Genomic DNA, 14,973 nt, shown 5'->3' with positions numbered 1-14,973 from the left:
AACGCTCGCCACACCGGAGAGGAATGCAGGAGATAATGGCTAAGCCGCGCGGAAAGCGAATGAATAGAGGAGAGCGGCGTGCTCAACTGTTAGATGTTGCGCAGCTCATCATTCAAGAAGAGGGGACGGACGGGTTGACCTTGGGTTATCTCGCCGAGCGTGCCGGCGTCAGTAAGCCCATCGCTTACGACCATTTTGGCTCGCGCGCGGGATTGCTAATCGCCCTGTACAAGGCGTTCGACGATACGCAAGCGGCGGCCTTAGCCGACGCCCTTGAGCGTACGCAGCGGCAGTTGCCGGAGGTTGCCCGAGTCGTGGCGGATGCCTATATGCGTTGCTGCGCGAAGGCCGGCCCCGAATGGCATGCCGTATCTGCGGCACTGAAAGGCGAAGAGGAAACAGAGGCGTATTATCGGGACGTTATCGACGGCTACGTCGATTTCTACTGCAAGGCATTCGCCCCTTATAGCAAGCTTGAGAGGCAACAGTTACGGCTTCGCTGCGTGGGGATTATCGGGGCGGGTGAGGCGCTGTCCCAGGACATGCTTAGTGGGCGCGTCGACGAGGCCGCCGCGGCTGCTTGCCTTGCCAGCTTGATCGTGGCTTGGTTATCCGAGTGCGATGCCTGAAGAAAGGGCAGGCGTTAGGTGGCGCCTTGGCCGATGGCCTCGATCTCTAGCCGGCAAAGGGCGGCGGTGGTGTCGAGGAGGCGTTTGACCAGTGGTGCCAGGTAATCGATGTCACCGAGGTGGACGATGAAGTCGTCGCGGTAGCGGGCGCCGATGTAGGCCTGGTCGAGAAGTTCGAAGCGTTCGCGCTCGCGGCGGGTGCGGCGGGGGAAGATATCGTGGTAAACGGGGCCGAACAGTTCGGCACGCTCGCCCAGCCACTCCAGCAAATGCTCGTGCGGTACATAGCCGGTGAAAACCAGCAATATGCATTTGTAAGCCGATTCCGTTGCTTGGTTCAGATCGAAGGCGGCGAGTCGCAGCCGTTTCTTTTCGAAGTGCATTAAGTAAGTGTCGTAAAAGTCGCTTGCTTGCTCGAACCAGCGGTCGAAATCCCTTTGCGCAATGCGTTGCCGCTCTGTCGGCGTCAAATGGCGCGGCTCGGCCAGCTCAAAGCGCTTCGAGTTATACAAGAGCCGACCTTCGCGCTTGAGGTCGAGGAAGAAATACCGTGCCTCTTCCAGATTTTTGTTCACGTCGGCAATATCGTGCACGATAGGCTCGGCCCGGGCCGAGAGGCCGGGGAGTTTGCAAGCCTCGCGGAAGGCGTGGCGCAGGTTAGCGTCGGCGGCTTGCGCCGGGCTTTCGACCACGATCAAAAGGTCGTAGTCCGAGGCGTGGCCGGACCAACGCTTGGGTTTTAAGTCCTTTTCTTCTTTATAGGTGCCGCGCGCATAGGAACCGTAGAGGATAATCATTTCCACGTCGTCCACGTCCCGAATCGCCTCCACCAACAGCTCCAGCTCTTGCTGCTTTTCAACCGGCAGGTGAGTGAGGTCGGTACGGATACGAGTGTCCCCGTCGATTCGATGCATGATCGGCCCTATGGTCATGTTCGCGTTCAACATCCTTGTTATAAGAAAGCAAGCGCTTAATGATGCCATACTCGGCCGGTTAGCGATAATTCGCCAGCGGAGCAAGAGACCTGTTCGGTGTGTCGCTAAGCTCTTCTCCTAGCGACCGTCATGAGTTCTTCTCGGCCGGCGTAATATTGTCATACATATCCTCTGCCGCCGATAGCCGGCGACGGCGTGTCGGCGGAGTATGGAGGCAACATGCATCGCTCAATGGTCGATCGAGCTAATGTGGCTAAGACGAGCACCGCCAACATGGCGACGGCCAGGCAGGCGACCATGCCGGGAGCGCCGAGACGGTCGAGCAGCAAGCCCGCCGCCACCGGTACCGCCAGCCGACTGAGCGTGAATAGGCTGGACTGTAGGCCGTAGTCCATGGCCCGCTGCTGCGGCCGGGCGAAATACATTACCAGTGCGAACACCAGGGCGGACAGCATGCCCATCGCAATGGCTATCAACGCCGCTCCCATTGCCAGTGCCCCGGGGCCGGCACCGGTGTGCAATAGCAGGGCAAGAGTGGCAAGTGCCAGAACGGCGACAGCGCTGAACAGCGGCAGACTCCGCCGCACCCCCAGCACGCGATTTAAGCGGACGCTGACCAGGCCGGCAACGGCGCCCAGAATCCCGCCGCCCACTCCGACGATCCAAGCCACTTGGTCGGCGGGCATGCCTTGATCCAGCAACAGCGGCTTCAGATACAGCCAAGCGGCGCCGATGAACGGAAACAACGACACTAAGAGGCAGCTCCACAGACGCGCGGCGCGGTGGAAGAACCCTCGCCAGTCGATGGTCGCGACGGCGGTTGCCGAAGGTGTGGCCGGCGCGTCGGTTCGCCGCCGTTCTGCTAGCAGCAGCCCCGGCAAGCCCGCTCCGATCATGCCGGCCATGATCAAAAACGGCAGCGCCCACCCCCAGCGTTCCTGGGCAACGAGCAGTAGGCCGCCGCCTACTACGGCAGCCGCGAACAGAGCCGCGGACCGAACGCTGCCCGCCCGCAGCCGCTCGGGCTCTGGAAACAGCCTGATGGCCAGTGCATTCAACGGCACGTCCGCCCAGGCGGCTAGCACGCTGACGAGTAGGGCCAGCGCAAACAGCACGCCGGGACGCCCCAACGGCTGTACCCAGGCGATTAGCACCAGCAGCGCGATCAGCAGTAGGCACAGCCCGATGGCCCAGTTGTGGTAGCGCCCCGGGTTGTAGCGCTGTACCGGAATCGCCAGCGCGAACTTGAATACCGCAGGTAGCCCGGTGAGTTGGAGCAGGCCGATTTCGGTGCCGGACCAGCCATGCGCCCGCAGTACGAGGGGGAGGCCCAGCAACAGATAGATAACGGGAGTGGCCAGGGCTAGGTTCACCCAACCGAACAACAGATGCCTGCCCCACCATGCTCGGCGCTCCGCGCTCACGAGGGCGCCCTCCGGCCGATCGTCACCGCCACTGGCGCCAACGGTATGCTGACCGTGTCCAGGCGCTCGATGTCGATGAAGCCTGTGGCCTCCATGGCCTGGCATAAGTGGCCGGCCGGCAGCACCTGGTGCCCCGCAACAGCAACGGTAGATAATAAGACAGCACCCGCTGGGCGGCATCCGCGGTGGCGGGAATCTCTGCCTGAGCACAGACCAGTACGCCGCCGGGTTTCAGCGCGGCGCGAACGCACCGCAGTGTCTCGTGGATGTCGGGTACGAAGTGCAGCACCGAGGCGCACCAGATGAGGTCGAATCCTTCTCCGAGTGCATCGCTGGTAAGATCGCCGCCGCGTGCCTCCAGCTGCTCGGCCAGACCGGCGTCGGCAATGGCCTGGTGGGCAACGGCAGCGGTTTCCGGCAGCTCGAAAACGACGCCGCGCAGGCGAGGGTTCTCACGCGCAAGTGCGATAGCCACACCGCCGGGTCCGCCGCCTAGATCTAGCATCCGCTGCACGTGCGGGAACTCCGGCAGCCGGCTCAATATGCCGCGGGCAACGTCCATCGTTACCGCGCGTTGTTCCTGCGCGATATGCGTTCGCGCGGCCTCCGCCCAGTGGGGCCCGCTGCCGGATGCGGCGCCGCTGGCGGCATTGCCGTGCAGCAAGGTACCGATCGTCGCGCCGAACTGTCGCAGGGAGGTCAGCCTTGCTTGCCAGGCTGCGCCGCAAGCGGTGTCGTTATCCTCAGTGAAATAGCGCTGGGCGAGTTCGGTTGCACAGTAGCGCCATAGCGTGGCCCCGTCGCGACGGACCTGGCGGCGTTCCAGCAGGCCCATGCTCCATAGCAGCGCTAGCAGCGCGTCCAAGCGGGTCGCGTCCAGCTCCAGCGCTTTGGCCAGTTGCTCAGGCTCGACCGGTGCCGCTAGCCGTTGGAATAGCTGCAAGCGCAGGGCCGTGTCCAACGCGTCGGCGCGTAGCGATGCCAGTGGCAGGTCCCAGCAGGCCTGCAAGGGGTGTAGATTGGTCATGATCAAAACTCCATGCCGAGCCGCAGCCCCAGTTCGCGGGGCGGGCTGTAGACGCGGACGTTACCGTTCAGTAGGCCCACGGCGTCATACCGTGTGTCGGTCACGTTGTCCGCGTAAAGGGTGACGGTGAAATGGCGATGTCGGTAACCGCCGGCCAAATCCAGCAGCCCGAAACCGGGGCGGGAGTACTGATTGGCGGCATCCAGATAGATGCGGCTCATGCCGCTGAGATCCGCCTGCGCAAACCAGCCTGTGAGCGCCTCATAGCGAATCCCCATAAAACCGGCCAGGTCCGGCGCGAACGGGTTGCTGTTGCCTCGATAGTCCTCCGCCAGATCTTGAAAGGTCCGGAACCGTGTGCGGTTGAGGGCCAGTCCGCTGCGCAGCATCCAGGCATCGTTTAGAAAATAGGCCAACTCCAGCTCCAGACCGGCGGAGCGGGCCGATGCGGCATTAGTGATGTAGGCCGTGCCGGGTTGGACGATTTCCTGTACATGCATGTCCCGCACGTCCATCCAATACAGTGCCAGGTCGTAGCGTAGCCGCTCGTCCAGCCCCCAGCCTTTGGCGCCCAGTTCGTAGGACGCTACTTTCTCGGGTGCATAATCGGGATAGCCCGCCGCGCCCGCGTAAGCGTTGAAGCCGCCGGCGCGGAACCCCTCTGCATAGCGGGCGTACAGCCAGGACTCGGGCCGCCAGCGGTATTGGAGAGCAAGGCTCGGCGTGACCCGGTTCCAGCGCTCCTGCCGCCGTTCCGCACCCTCCGGTTCCAAAGCGACCGTGCTGCGCTCCGCCCGTAGGCCCGGCGTCAACAGCCAGCGTTCGCCCAACGGCTGAATCCACTGGCCGAACAGAGCCATCGTCTCGCCGTCCAGCTCCGATGCCATGCGCTGTTCTCCCATGGGGGAGCGCTGGCGGAATCGCAGGGTATGATCCTCCCGATCCGCATAGGCGCCCCATAGCCAGCGAGCAGTACCGATGTCGCCTTCCAGCCGGAGTTCCTGCGACAGGATGTCGAAGCGTTGATTCCGCTCCAGGCCGACGGCGCCGCCGCCGGTGAAGTCCAGATCTTGGGCGATGCGGTCGTCAAAGCGGTTATGCGCGGTGACGGAGCGCAGCCGTAGCGCGTCGCTAAATACGTGACTGGCGTTTAGGGACAGGCTGCTGCCACGGGAGTCGTTATGACTGTCGGTGCCGGATCGCACTCGGCGCCGACGCTGTTCCGCCGGCCCCCAGGGGGCGCCGCCGTCGCGGTACTGCGAGCGCGTGTAGCGTAGAACCGCATCGCTATGCTCCCCCGGCGTCCAATGCGCAGTGACACGGCCGTTCCAGCGTTCCCGGTCATCCGTTCGGCCGCCGTGTCCGATGTTACGGACAAAGCCTTGTTGCTTGCGCCACTCGCCCGCCACTCCCAGCGCCAGGCTGCCCGGCACTAGCGGCTGTGCGGCCTCTAGGCGTAGTTGGCGGCGGTCGCGGCTGCGCCGATGGTGTCCAGCCGAACCAGGGGCGTATCGCCCGGCAGTCGGGTATGCACCTGGAGTACCCCGGCTTGGGCGTTGCGACCGTATAGCGTGGACTGCGGCCCGCGCAGCAGCTCCACCCGCTCCACGCCCACCAGACTGTCGTCAAACCCCTGCGCTTGCAGCACCGGAACGCCGTCCACCAGCAGCAGGGTAGACGACGAGAAGGTCGTGGCGCTGGCTGTCAGCCCGCGCACCACCGGCGGGTTGGTGCCCGACTGGCCGAAGGGTTGGAACACCAGCCCCGGCGCTAGTCGTTGTAGATCGCTTAGGCTGTCGGCGCCGACCTCGCGTAAAGCGGTGCCGTCCAGCACAGTGAGCCGGCCGGGACTTCCTCCGATGCCTGCTCGATCTTGGTGGCCGTGACCGTCAACGGCGCTAGTTCCGACGCCGCTAGCGTCGCGGAAGACACACCGCCGGTCAGCATCAACCCCCACAGGCCGATTTGCCGCACCTTCATCGTTCCCCTCCATTCGTGCCCAATTGGGCATTGACCAAGACTCTTATGAAGAGGATTCTATGGGAAAACACGAATGCGTCTCATCTGCGTTTCATATGCCATCGGCAGCGATTCGTATGCAAACGGATGTAGACGGTTTCAGGGAGTAAAGGTCATGCCATGCGCACCGTTGCGAATTACCCCGGATGATGCTGTCGTTCAAACCGTCGCCAGCTCCCCGGCTGCGAGCCGGCGTGCGTTACCCGCTCAAGTCGGGCGTTGCCATACCGATCTGCTGACGCTCGACGACGGACTGGCACTAGCGTACACGGACTACCGGCCCGACGGCCGGCTGATCGAGGAAACCAGCAACCCGCACGATAGCCATACGCTGGTATTGACCTTCGGACTGTGGGGGCAGTCCCGCTACACCGGCGCGGACGGTCAGCAGGTGGATTTTCTTGCCGGCCACACCACCATTACCGCATTTCGGGAAAGCCGGGGCGAACGGCGCTACGAGGGCGGCAACCCGGTTCGCCAGTTGCGCCTACTGGTCAGCGAGCGGCGCTTACGCCACTACGCCGGCGCCGACGATGCGCACCGCCTGCTGGGGTCGGGGCCGGTAACGCGTTTGCACTTGGGGAAAACCTCCGGGATCAGCGCGGCGCACCTGCGTACGCTGACGACCGGGGTTCGGCTGGGTTGTCGGCCGCTGACCCTGAGCATCCATGCGCTGAGCATTTTGGCCGACCAGCTGGAGCATCTGCTGCCAAAGCCATGCGCTAGCGACACATTGAGCTTGGACGAAGTGGAGAAGCTGGAACGTGCGCGCGACCTCATGCGCGGCGCGCTCGACCAGCCGCTGACCATCGGCTATCTCAGCAGCCAGGTGGGTTTGAACGCCAGCAAGCTCAAACAAGGGTTCCGCACCCTGTTCAACACGACGCCGGGGCGTATGCTGCTGGCGCTGCGCATGGAGAAAGCCCACGCCTTGCTTGTCAGCGGCTGTCAGGTGGCGCAGACGGCTTATCGCGTGGGCTATACTCACCCCGGCAACTTCAGCGTCGCCTTCAGCCGCTATTTCGGTACATCGCCCAAAACCGTATCGCGGCGGCGAAGTAAAGGAACCACAGTGCAATAGCTCGGTTTCCGGTGACGGCACCGTCGCTTGTTGCCGAAGGGGCGTGCGACAGTGCCGATCTTACTCCGGTTAAACGGACATCCAGCCTCGCAGCCCTCGGGGGGCAGAATGCGAACGACAAACTCTCCGCCTTTGCTCGCTCAGGAAACGTTAATATCCCGAGGCATTGTCACTGGGCCGCTCGATCCGTATAGGCATGTGAATCGATATCTCGCGTCGATTCCTGGGTGCCGAATGCCGCCACCGTTACCGGGATGCCGTTGAGTACGGCGTTGCCGGACAGGGTGTCGACGACCTGATCGTCGGTAATATCGTTGACGTTGATGCCGGGGTTGCTTTGGGCGACGCGCAGACTCACTCCTTCCCGGTCATGTCCCCAGCCGTGTGGCAGGCAGACCACGCCAGGCATGATGTCCTCGGTGATCTGTACGTTGACCAATAGCTCGCCGGTGCGCGACATGATGCGTGCCGGTTTGTCGTTGGCTAGCCCCAGACGCTCGGCATCGGCCGGGTTGATCAGCAGCGCGCAGCGGTTCTCGCCTTTGACCAGGCGTTGACTGTTGTGCATCCAGGAGTTGTTGGTACGCAGGTCGCGCCGTCCGATCAGCATCATTTCGCCGCTTTCGGCGCTACGCAGATCGGCCAGGGCGCGGGTCAGGTCGGCGACCAGCTCCGGCGGCGTCAGGTGGATCAGACGGTCCGGAGTGAACAGGTAGCCCGGAAAGGACTCGCGCATCGGCCCGAGGTCCAGCCCGTGCGGGTAGCGTTTGAGTACCTCGATGCTCAGGGGCTCGTCGCGTTGGACCGGCTCGCCGCTATTGTATTCGCAGAAGCCCTCGCCATAAGGGCCGGTCTTTAGACCATGGTCGAGAATCTGCTCGGGCGTCGGCATTTGTCGTGCCGGGCCCGAACCTGGGTTCTTCAGCGCTTCGATGCGCTGCGCCAGCCCCTGCACAATATCCCAATCGCAGCGAGTGCCTGCCGGTGCCTCGAATACCGGATCGCTGTAGCGCGCCAGGTTACGTACCGCGAGCATGTTAAAGACCAGATCGTATTGCTCATGCTCCAGCGGCCCGGTAGGCGGCAGGATAATGTCGGCATGGCGCGAGGTCTCGTTCAGATAGAAATCGATCGACACCATGAACTCGAGTTGCGCCAACGCCTCGTCCAACTGTCGGCCATTCGGCGTCGACAAGACGGGGTTGCCCGCGACGCAGACAAAGCCACGCACCTGTCCCTCGCCCGGGGTGAGCATCTCTTCGGCCAGCGTCACGGCGGGGAAGTAACGGTCGAACTCGGGCAGGCCGCGTACGCGACTCTGGTAGGTATTAAAGCTGCCCATGCGCCGGCTCTGCGCCTTGTTGAACGCGGGGTGGTGAACATCATGCGCCGCCGGCGGTCGAGGTTGCCGGTGAGTATGTTCAGTACCTGCATCAGCCAGTGGTTCAGCGCCCCGTAGCTCTGCGTGGACACGCCCATGCGGCCGTAGCAGACGGCGCATTCGGCGGCGGCAAAGTCTTCGGCAATACGCTGGATATCGCTTACCGCGATTCCGCAGCGGGCGCTGATCTGCTCCAGCGACAGGCCTTCGAATAACGGCGCCAGTGCGTCCCAGTCATCGGCCAGTTCGCGCAGACGGCCGGGTTTGCTCAGGCCCTTGTCGAGTACGTGCCGGATCAGGCCGAGCAGGAAGAACGCATCAGTCCTCGGGCGGATGAACTGGTGCTCATCGACATAGCGCGCCGACTCGGTGCGGCGCGGGTCAACCAGCACGACCTTGCCGCCGCGCTCGCGGATGTTCTCCAGGCGTTTGAGGATGTCTCCCGCGGTCATCAGGCTGCCGTTGGAGGCGGCCGGGTTGGCGCCGAGCATTAGCATGTAGCGGGTGCGGTCGATGTCCGGAATAGTGAACAACTGGCTATGACCGAACATCAGATAGGACGTCAACTGATGCGGCATCTGGTCCAGCGAGGCGGCCGAGGAGACGTTGCGGGTTGCCAGCGCCTTGCGCAGCGAGCCGGAAGCCAGCATCAAGCCAAGGTTGTGCGAAGTGGGGTTGCCCCAGTATCCGGCGATGGCGTCGTTGCCATGTTGTTGCTGGATCGCCACCAGCTTGGCCGCCACCTTGTCCAACGCGCTGTCCCAGTCGATCGGCAGCCATTCGCCGTTGACCTTTTCCAGCGGTGTGCGCAGGCGGTCGGGGTCGTTGTGCAGGTCTTGCAGGGCATAGCCTTTGGGACAGATATGGCCCTGGCTGTGCGGGTCGTCCGGGTCGCCGCTGACCGACAGAATCTGCTCGCCCTGGGTTTCGATGATCACCCCGCACATAGCCTCGCACAGGGTGCAGGCGCGGAAATGAGTTTTCACCGGCAGCCTGGCCTGTTCGGCTTCGCGGGCCCGGCCATTGCGGATGACCGCCAGCATTTCTTCGATATGCACGATCTTGCGTCGCGTGCGGCCTTCGGCGCGGCCAAGGGCCTGCTCGTGCTGATCCAGCAGGCGCCAGTCGGCGAGGCTGACGGTGTCGACCCGACGCGCTGCAAGCAGTGTTTCGATCTCTGCTTCGGCCAGCGGAGGCAGGCTGCTGCCCAGGTCGTCGAGCAGACGTTGCACGCTTTCCGTGGCGCATTGGCGGTTACTGCCAATGACGCCGCTGGCGCCGCGCTTGATCCAACCGGCGACGTAATCGCGGCTGTCGCCGTTGTCGGCGATGCGGCCTTGCTCATGCTGCATGACGCCACGCCCGCTATCGAAGGGCAGTTCGTCGATGGCCGAGCCCTGATAGCCGATGGCATGCACGACTAGCGTGGCCGGAATATCGAGGGTCTGCTCGCCAGGGCGGGCAACCAGCTGGCCCTGGTCGTTGCGGATCAGTTCGGTGCGCTGGGCATGCACAGTGCTGACTTGGCCGTCGGCAGCGCTAAAGTGGGTTGGGCTGGTGTAGAACATGAAGCGAATGCGCTTGCCCGTGGCCTGGGGCCGGTTGGCGATTTCGTGCAGCAGGTTCAGGTTTTGCCGGGCCTCGGCATACTCGGGCTGTTGAAGCTGCCGCTCGGTGGCGGCGTCCAGTTCCAGATCCGCCGGGTCGACCAGCAGTTGCAGGCCGGGAACGGCCATTAACTGCTCCAGCTCCTTCGGTGTGAAGGCCGCCTGCGCCGGGCCCCGGCGAGCCAGCAGGCAGACCTCTTCGATGCCGCTGTCGGCCAGTGCCCGCAGGGCGGCATCGGCGATGTCGGTCTTGGCCAGTTGCGCGTGGGGTAATACCAGCAAGCGGGCAATGTCCAGGGCCACGTTGCCGATGCCGACGATCGCCGCCGTAGGGCCGGCTAGGGCAGGGGCGAGTGCGGCCTCATCCGGATGGCCGTTGTACCAGCCGACAAAATTCGACGAGCCAAAGATGTTTCCGCTCTCGGCGCCCGGCAGCGTCAGCGGGCGGCTTTTTGAGCCGCCGGTGGCGTAGATGACGCCGTGGTAGTGCTGACGCAGCTCGGCGCTGGTCAGATCGCGGCCGATCTCTACGTTGCCAAAGAAGCGAAATTGCGGCGACTCGGCGATGCGCTCGAAGCCCGCCGTCACCGATTTGATGCGCGGGTGATCCGGCGCTACGCCGTAGCGCACCAGGCCAAAGGGCGTCGGCAGCCGCTCGAACATGTCCACGCGGGCGGCAGGCATCTGCTTCATCAGCGCTTCGGCGGCGTAGAAGCCGCTCGGGCCCGAGCCGACAATGGCAAAGCGACCCGGCAGCCGCGCCAGCGGACTGGCAGCATGTTGGCCGGCTTTGATGCTTTCGCGGATCGGAGGGTGGGTCTTGGCGCCCTCAGCATTGCGGGCAATAAAGGCTTGCTGGTCTTGCGGTACCATGCTGCGCGGGAAGATGGCCCCTTCTGGGCAGGCCGAAATACAGGCGTTGCAGTCAATACAGACATCCGGATCGATGAACAGCATCTCCGGCGCTTCGCGGAATGCCTCGACCGGACAGACATCAACGCAGCTGGTGTGCTTGTTGCCAATACAGTTCTGGGTGACTACGTACGCCATGATCTACTCCGCGCAGGGACAGCAAAGCCTTGCATGGTAGGTCGTGCCTTATAGGCTCGTATTGACAGCAATCGATCGATTGACATTTTGTGCCAGTGTGCCGATAGTGCGGGGTCATGAGTAAAATCGATTACCTTGCTTCAGGTTTTATCGAACCTTTAAAGACCTACGTGCAGGAGCTTGATCTGCCGGCGGCTGAGCTGCTGGGCGAGATGCGCCAGGAGCTCGAATCGCCCAATGTGTCGGCGCAGCGGTTCTGCCAGTTGCTGGAGTCGGTGTGGCAACTGGACCCGGTCGATGCTTTGGGTGTTCGCCTGGGTTTGTCGGTCCAGCCCCGCCATTTTGGCGTGCTTGGTTACATGGTGTCTTCCTGTGGCACGCTGGGTCAGGCGCTAGCGCGCTACCATCGATACCACGCCTTGCTGCAGGGTGGACTAGTCTCACGTGCCTGGCTCAGGGATGGCGTGTTGTATATGCGCTGGACTCAGGCCGTGGCCAACACGCCGCTGGCCAGCGAGTTCAGCCTTGCGGGGTTTGTCAGCCTGTGTCAGACGCTGATAGGCAGGCCGGTCACGCCGCTGCGTGCGGGGTTGCCGTTTCCCAGGCCGCGCGACGGGAGCGTGTATCAGGTGTTGCTCGGTTGCCCGGTGGACTTCGACCGCAGTGCCATCGAACTGGCTATTCCGGCGCACCTGCTGGCGCTGTCGATTTCCAGCAAGGACCCGTACCTGCTGCGCCTGCTTGAGCAGCAGGCGCAGGCTCTGCTTGAGCAGGCGCCGCGACTCGAAGGCGGGCACATGGGGGCATTCTTCTCGCGGGTGCAGGAGCAGATCGTCGAATCGATGAAAAATGGCGACGTCAGTGCCGAATCTGTCGCTCAGGCGCTCGGCTGCCCCTGCGCACCTTCTACCGCCAACTGCGTACTGCGGGCTACAGCTATCGCGGCCTGCTCGCGCATACCCGTCACACCTTGGCCAGACAATACCTGGCTGATCCAGCCCTGGCGCAAACGGATGTGGCGCTGTTGCTCGGCTATTCCGAGCAAAGCTCGTTTATCCGGGCGTTTCGCAGCTGGACCGGCACGACCCCGGGGGCCTACCGTGCCGGCTTGGCGCGCAAAGGTAAGGATGCATCGGGTCGGGATCACGGGGAGTAGTTAACTCTCCGGCAGTTCACGGTTGACTCCAGAGCGCCCTAAATCGGGTTCGGCAAACTGCCTGTCACAGCACCGTTGTCTGTTGCCCCAGGGGCGTGCGTGAGCGCATTGACCTGATCATCTTTATAAAAGAAAATACGAACAATTATCGTTTTCGATAATAAGGCGGTTATTCTCCTGTTCCGGCTTCGCCCGAGGCGCCACGGATTTTCCGTATCCGCGTCGCTAGATGGTCGATACCGTTTCAGCGTCACCGCTTTTCATACAACGGGAAGAAAATTCGCAAGTTGGTGGGCCGAGTCTCGCTTCGGTGCCCGCAGTAGGGGAGGGTTTACGTGAAACAACCGCTGCAACAGCCATCGGGTGTCGGTGAGAGCGCTCGGTTGCTTGGTCGAGTCGGAGCAAGCCCGGCGTTAGGTATTGCCTCTCGGACGGTCGCGGCCATCGTCGGCGGTTATGCGCTGGCTAACCTGGGCGCTATTCTCCTCGCGGCCTTGCTACCGCTCGAGCGCGGCGAAGCCGTCACCGTTGCTCTGTTGGCGAGCTTCTCGATCTATACCGCCGTCGCCCTCTGGGTGTTCGCTACCCGCAGCGCTTGGCGCGCCTGGCTCGGCCTACTGGGCGCTTCGGCCGTATGCGGTCTGCTTGCTTGGTTGTTGATCGGGATGGCATCGTGAAAGAAGGGTTTCGTCAAGCCATGGCCTGGCTCCACACCTGGGCCGGGTTGATTCTTGGTTGGGTGCTGTTTTTCATGTTCGTCACCGGTACTGCGGGCTACTTCGATACCGAGATCGACCGCTGGATGCAGCCGGAACTCCCCCAGGCACAAGTTGGCTCGTCGGCTGTCGACACGGTTGCCGTCGGGCTCTCTCGGTTGGAAGAGGAAGCTCCGGGGGCAGGGCGCTGGTTAGTCGCGTTGCCTATCGACCGTAACCAACCCTATGCACGCATTTTCTGGCGGGGGCCAGCGTCGAGGACGGCGCGAGTGCCGTCAACGGCAATCAGGAAATGGACGCAGTCACCGGCGAGTCATTCGATGCCCGCGCCACCGGCGGCGGCCAGCAGCTTTACCGGATGCATTGGCGCTTGCACTATCTGCCGAGTACGGTGGCGGATTGGATTGTCGGCCTAGCGACGATGTTTATGCTGGTCGCCATCGTCACCGGCATCATTGTTCACAAAAAGATTTTTAAGGATTTCTTTACTTTTCGTCCCGGTAAGGGTCAGCGATCCTGGTTGGATGCGCATAATGTGCTGAGTGTGCTGGCCCTGCCTTTCCACCTGATGATTACCTACTCCGGCCTTATCTTCATGGCCTTCGTTTATATGCCTTTGGTTGTCTCGGCGCATTACGGCACCGGCCCGGAGGCGCGACAGGTGGCGTTCCAAGAGATATTCTCGACCCCGGCCGTCGTATCAAGCGGCGAATCGGCGCCGTTAACCTCCCTGGAGCCGATGATTCTAAAGGCCGAGGCGCGCTGGGGCGCCGGTGTACTCCGGCATGTAGATATACGTTACCCGGGCGATAGCAATGCCCGCGTCATCCTCCGGGCCAGTCACGCCCAAGGGCCGCTGCGCAGCGGCGAGGAGTTGATCTTCGACGGTGTGAGTGGGGAGTTGCTGGAAGTCGCGCCTGCTGTGGCGTCGATATCCAATGCGGTTTGGGCGGTGTTACTGGGCCTGCATGAGGGGCTGTTCGCCGGGCCGGTATTGCGTTGGCTTTACTTTCTCTCCGGTGTTTTGGGCACTGCGATGGTGGCCACGGGGTTAGTACTGTGGACGGTGAAGCGCGCCAGCAGGCGGAGCGCCGGGCTAACGGTAGCCATCGCGGGTTGATATTGGTGGAAAGGATCAACGTTGGCGTGGTGGCGGGGCTGTTTACGGCCATAGCGGCCTATTTCTGGGCCAACCGCCTACTTCCGCCGGATATGGTGCAACGGGAGGTGTGGGAAGTGCACGCCATGTTCATTACCTGGTTGGCGCTGCTCGTCCACGCCGCTCTACGCCCGCCAGCACAGGCTTGGCGCGAGCAGTTCGCGCTGGCGGCGGCGGCTTTTGCGCTGATTCCGGTGTTAAACCTGTTAACGACCGAGCGCCACCTTGGGCAAAGTCTGGCTGTTGGCGACTGGCCCCTGGCCGGTTTCGACCTCACGGCCTTGGCGCTGGGGCTGGTGTTCGCCGCGGTAAGCTATCGCCTAGCCAAACGTCAGCGCGCGGTTCAGCCACAGAAGCCAAAGCGTCGGCGAGACAAACAGCTCCGCATCGAAGCGGCCAATGCGGAATCCGCGTCATGATCGAGATAATTACCACCTTTACGGCGTTTGCCACCGCCATTGCCGGTATGATCGGGTTGTGTTTGGCCAAGGAGCGGCATTATCGGCTGGCCTTGCCTTTATCGAAGCTGGCCGAGCCACCACGCCGTCGGTTGTTTTGGGGCGGCTGGGTGTTGCTGCTGGTCTCCGTACTGCTGAGCATGTCGGCTTGGGGAGTCGGGACTGGGTTCTCGGGTTGGTTCGGTATATTAACCGTCGCTGCGTTGTTTCCTGTCGTTCTGTTGAGCTATGCCCCGCGCTGGTTGCCCGGTTTAGGCTGGGCTGCATTAATGTCGGCGGCAAGCGCTTGGCCGCTGATTTTTTGGGCGGGGCTCGCCTAGCCAGGAGGCTC

General features: G+C 62.9%; 15 protein-coding genes and 1 pseudogene. 8 read left to right on the top strand and 8 right to left on the bottom strand.

Features of this window, described 5'->3' with window-relative positions:
• Positions 1-59 precede the first annotated feature (59 nt).
• Complete coding sequence (locus CAI21_RS09480; protein ID WP_220347855.1) at positions 60-629, top strand: TetR/AcrR family transcriptional regulator; 570 nt, start codon at positions 60-62, stop codon at positions 627-629.
• A gap of 14 nt (positions 630-643) precedes the next feature.
• Here CAI21_RS09480 and CAI21_RS09475 read toward each other — a convergent pair whose 3' ends face one another.
• From CAI21_RS09475 to CAI21_RS23770, 6 genes are all read right to left on the bottom strand, one after another.
• A complete protein-coding gene (locus tag CAI21_RS09475; RefSeq protein ID WP_181919350.1) occupies positions 644-1,561 on the bottom strand; it encodes a HEPN domain-containing protein in 918 nt (305 codons plus the stop codon).
• A gap of 161 nt (positions 1,562-1,722) precedes the next feature.
• The gene (locus tag CAI21_RS09470; protein WP_220347853.1) at positions 1,723-2,988 is read right to left on the bottom strand and encodes an MFS transporter; all 1,266 of its coding nucleotides are present in this window, start codon (positions 2,986-2,988) and stop codon (positions 1,723-1,725) included.
• 22 nt (positions 2,989-3,010) lie between these two features.
• Entirely contained in the window at positions 3,011-4,015 is a 1,005-nt protein-coding gene (locus tag CAI21_RS09465) for a class I SAM-dependent methyltransferase (protein ID WP_220347851.1), read from the bottom strand.
• Positions 4,016-4,017: 2 nt separating this feature from the next.
• Positions 4,018-5,448: a TonB-dependent receptor gene (locus tag CAI21_RS09460; RefSeq protein WP_220347849.1), complete on the bottom strand. Its 1,431-nt coding sequence runs from the start codon at positions 5,446-5,448 to the stop codon at positions 4,018-4,020.
• A 17-nt stretch (positions 5,449-5,465) separates the two neighbouring features.
• The gene (locus CAI21_RS23775; protein ID WP_220347839.1) at positions 5,466-5,849 is read right to left on the bottom strand and encodes a TonB-dependent receptor; all 384 of its coding nucleotides are present in this window, start codon (positions 5,847-5,849) and stop codon (positions 5,466-5,468) included.
• The gene (locus CAI21_RS23770; RefSeq protein WP_220347837.1) at positions 5,804-5,995 is read right to left on the bottom strand and encodes a hypothetical protein; all 192 of its coding nucleotides are present in this window, start codon (positions 5,993-5,995) and stop codon (positions 5,804-5,806) included. The genes CAI21_RS23775 and CAI21_RS23770 overlap by 46 nt, the downstream gene beginning before the upstream one ends.
• A gap of 154 nt (positions 5,996-6,149) precedes the next feature.
• Here CAI21_RS23770 and CAI21_RS09455 point away from each other — a divergent pair, with 154 nt between their 5' ends.
• The gene (locus tag CAI21_RS09455; RefSeq protein ID WP_116302063.1) at positions 6,150-7,115 is read left to right on the top strand and encodes a helix-turn-helix transcriptional regulator; all 966 of its coding nucleotides are present in this window, start codon (positions 6,150-6,152) and stop codon (positions 7,113-7,115) included.
• A 169-nt stretch (positions 7,116-7,284) separates the two neighbouring features.
• Here the strand turns inward: CAI21_RS09455 and CAI21_RS23765 are convergent, their stop codons facing one another.
• Positions 7,285-8,457 (bottom strand): molybdopterin oxidoreductase family protein, encoded by a 1,173-nt coding sequence (locus CAI21_RS23765; RefSeq protein ID WP_220347835.1) that lies wholly within the window; start codon positions 8,455-8,457, stop codon positions 7,285-7,287.
• On the bottom strand, positions 8,385-11,153 hold the full coding sequence (locus CAI21_RS23760; RefSeq protein ID WP_258868926.1) for a molybdopterin-dependent oxidoreductase: 2,769 nt from the start codon (positions 11,151-11,153) through the stop codon (positions 8,385-8,387). Before CAI21_RS23760 ends, CAI21_RS23765 begins: the two co-directional genes overlap by 73 nt.
• Positions 11,154-11,269: 116 nt before the next feature.
• Here CAI21_RS23760 and CAI21_RS26240 point away from each other — a divergent pair, with 116 nt between their 5' ends.
• From CAI21_RS26240 to CAI21_RS09425, 6 genes and pseudogenes are all read left to right on the top strand, one after another.
• Positions 11,270-12,313: an AraC family transcriptional regulator gene (locus tag CAI21_RS26240; RefSeq protein ID WP_116302062.1), complete on the top strand. Its 1,044-nt coding sequence runs from the start codon at positions 11,270-11,272 to the stop codon at positions 12,311-12,313.
• 331 nt (positions 12,314-12,644) lie between these two features.
• A complete protein-coding gene (locus CAI21_RS09435) occupies positions 12,645-12,986 on the top strand; it encodes a DUF3649 domain-containing protein (RefSeq protein ID WP_220347831.1) in 342 nt (113 codons plus the stop codon).
• Positions 12,944-13,264: pseudogene (locus CAI21_RS24780) on the top strand (PepSY domain-containing protein); the annotation flags it as partial. The gene CAI21_RS09435 and the pseudogene CAI21_RS24780, both read left to right, overlap by 43 nt.
• A gap of 53 nt (positions 13,265-13,317) precedes the next feature.
• Entirely contained in the window at positions 13,318-14,145 is an 828-nt protein-coding gene (locus CAI21_RS23750; protein ID WP_220347829.1) for a PepSY-associated TM helix domain-containing protein, read from the top strand.
• Complete coding sequence (locus CAI21_RS23745; protein WP_220347939.1) at positions 14,085-14,603, top strand: hypothetical protein; 519 nt, start codon at positions 14,085-14,087, stop codon at positions 14,601-14,603. Before CAI21_RS23750 ends, CAI21_RS23745 begins: the two co-directional genes overlap by 61 nt.
• Complete coding sequence (locus CAI21_RS09425) at positions 14,600-14,962, top strand: DUF3325 domain-containing protein (RefSeq protein WP_116302061.1); 363 nt, start codon at positions 14,600-14,602, stop codon at positions 14,960-14,962. Before CAI21_RS23745 ends, CAI21_RS09425 begins: the two co-directional genes overlap by 4 nt.
• Positions 14,963-14,973: the final 11 nt, after the last annotated feature.

The sequence above is a fragment of the Alkalilimnicola ehrlichii genome, from assembly GCF_003399765.1.
GTDB lineage: Bacteria > Pseudomonadota > Gammaproteobacteria > Nitrococcales > AK92 > AK92.
The sequence above is the reverse complement of the archived record's forward strand: the minus strand, read 5'-3'. Positions and strand labels throughout refer to the sequence as shown.

What these genes read in the sequence shown, in the direction of transcription:
- CAI21_RS26240 (WP_116302062.1), top strand. Translation starts at nt 11,270, where the DNA reads ATGAGTAAAATCGATTACCTTGCTTCAGGTTTTATCGAACCTTTAAAG.
- CAI21_RS09425 (WP_116302061.1), top strand. Translation starts at nt 14,600, where the DNA reads ATGATCGAGATAATTACCACCTTTACGGCGTTTGCCACCGCCATTGCC.
- CAI21_RS09465 (WP_220347851.1), bottom strand. Translation starts at nt 4,015, where the DNA reads ATGACCAATCTACACCCCTTGCAGGCCTGCTGGGACCTGCCACTGGCA.
- CAI21_RS09455 (WP_116302063.1), top strand. Translation starts at nt 6,150, where the DNA reads ATGCCATGCGCACCGTTGCGAATTACCCCGGATGATGCTGTCGTTCAA.
- CAI21_RS23765 (WP_220347835.1), bottom strand. Translation starts at nt 8,457, where the DNA reads ATGGGCAGCTTTAATACCTACCAGAGTCGCGTACGCGGCCTGCCCGAG.
- CAI21_RS09475 (WP_181919350.1), bottom strand. Translation starts at nt 1,561, where the DNA reads ATGACCATAGGGCCGATCATGCATCGAATCGACGGGGACACTCGTATC.
- CAI21_RS23750 (WP_220347829.1), top strand. Translation starts at nt 13,318, where the DNA reads ATGGACGCAGTCACCGGCGAGTCATTCGATGCCCGCGCCACCGGCGGC.
- CAI21_RS23770 (WP_220347837.1), bottom strand. Translation starts at nt 5,995, where the DNA reads ATGAAGGTGCGGCAAATCGGCCTGTGGGGGTTGATGCTGACCGGCGGT.
- CAI21_RS09480 (WP_220347855.1), top strand. Translation starts at nt 60, where the DNA reads ATGAATAGAGGAGAGCGGCGTGCTCAACTGTTAGATGTTGCGCAGCTC.
- CAI21_RS23760 (WP_258868926.1), bottom strand. Translation starts at nt 11,153, where the DNA reads ATGGCGTACGTAGTCACCCAGAACTGTATTGGCAACAAGCACACCAGC.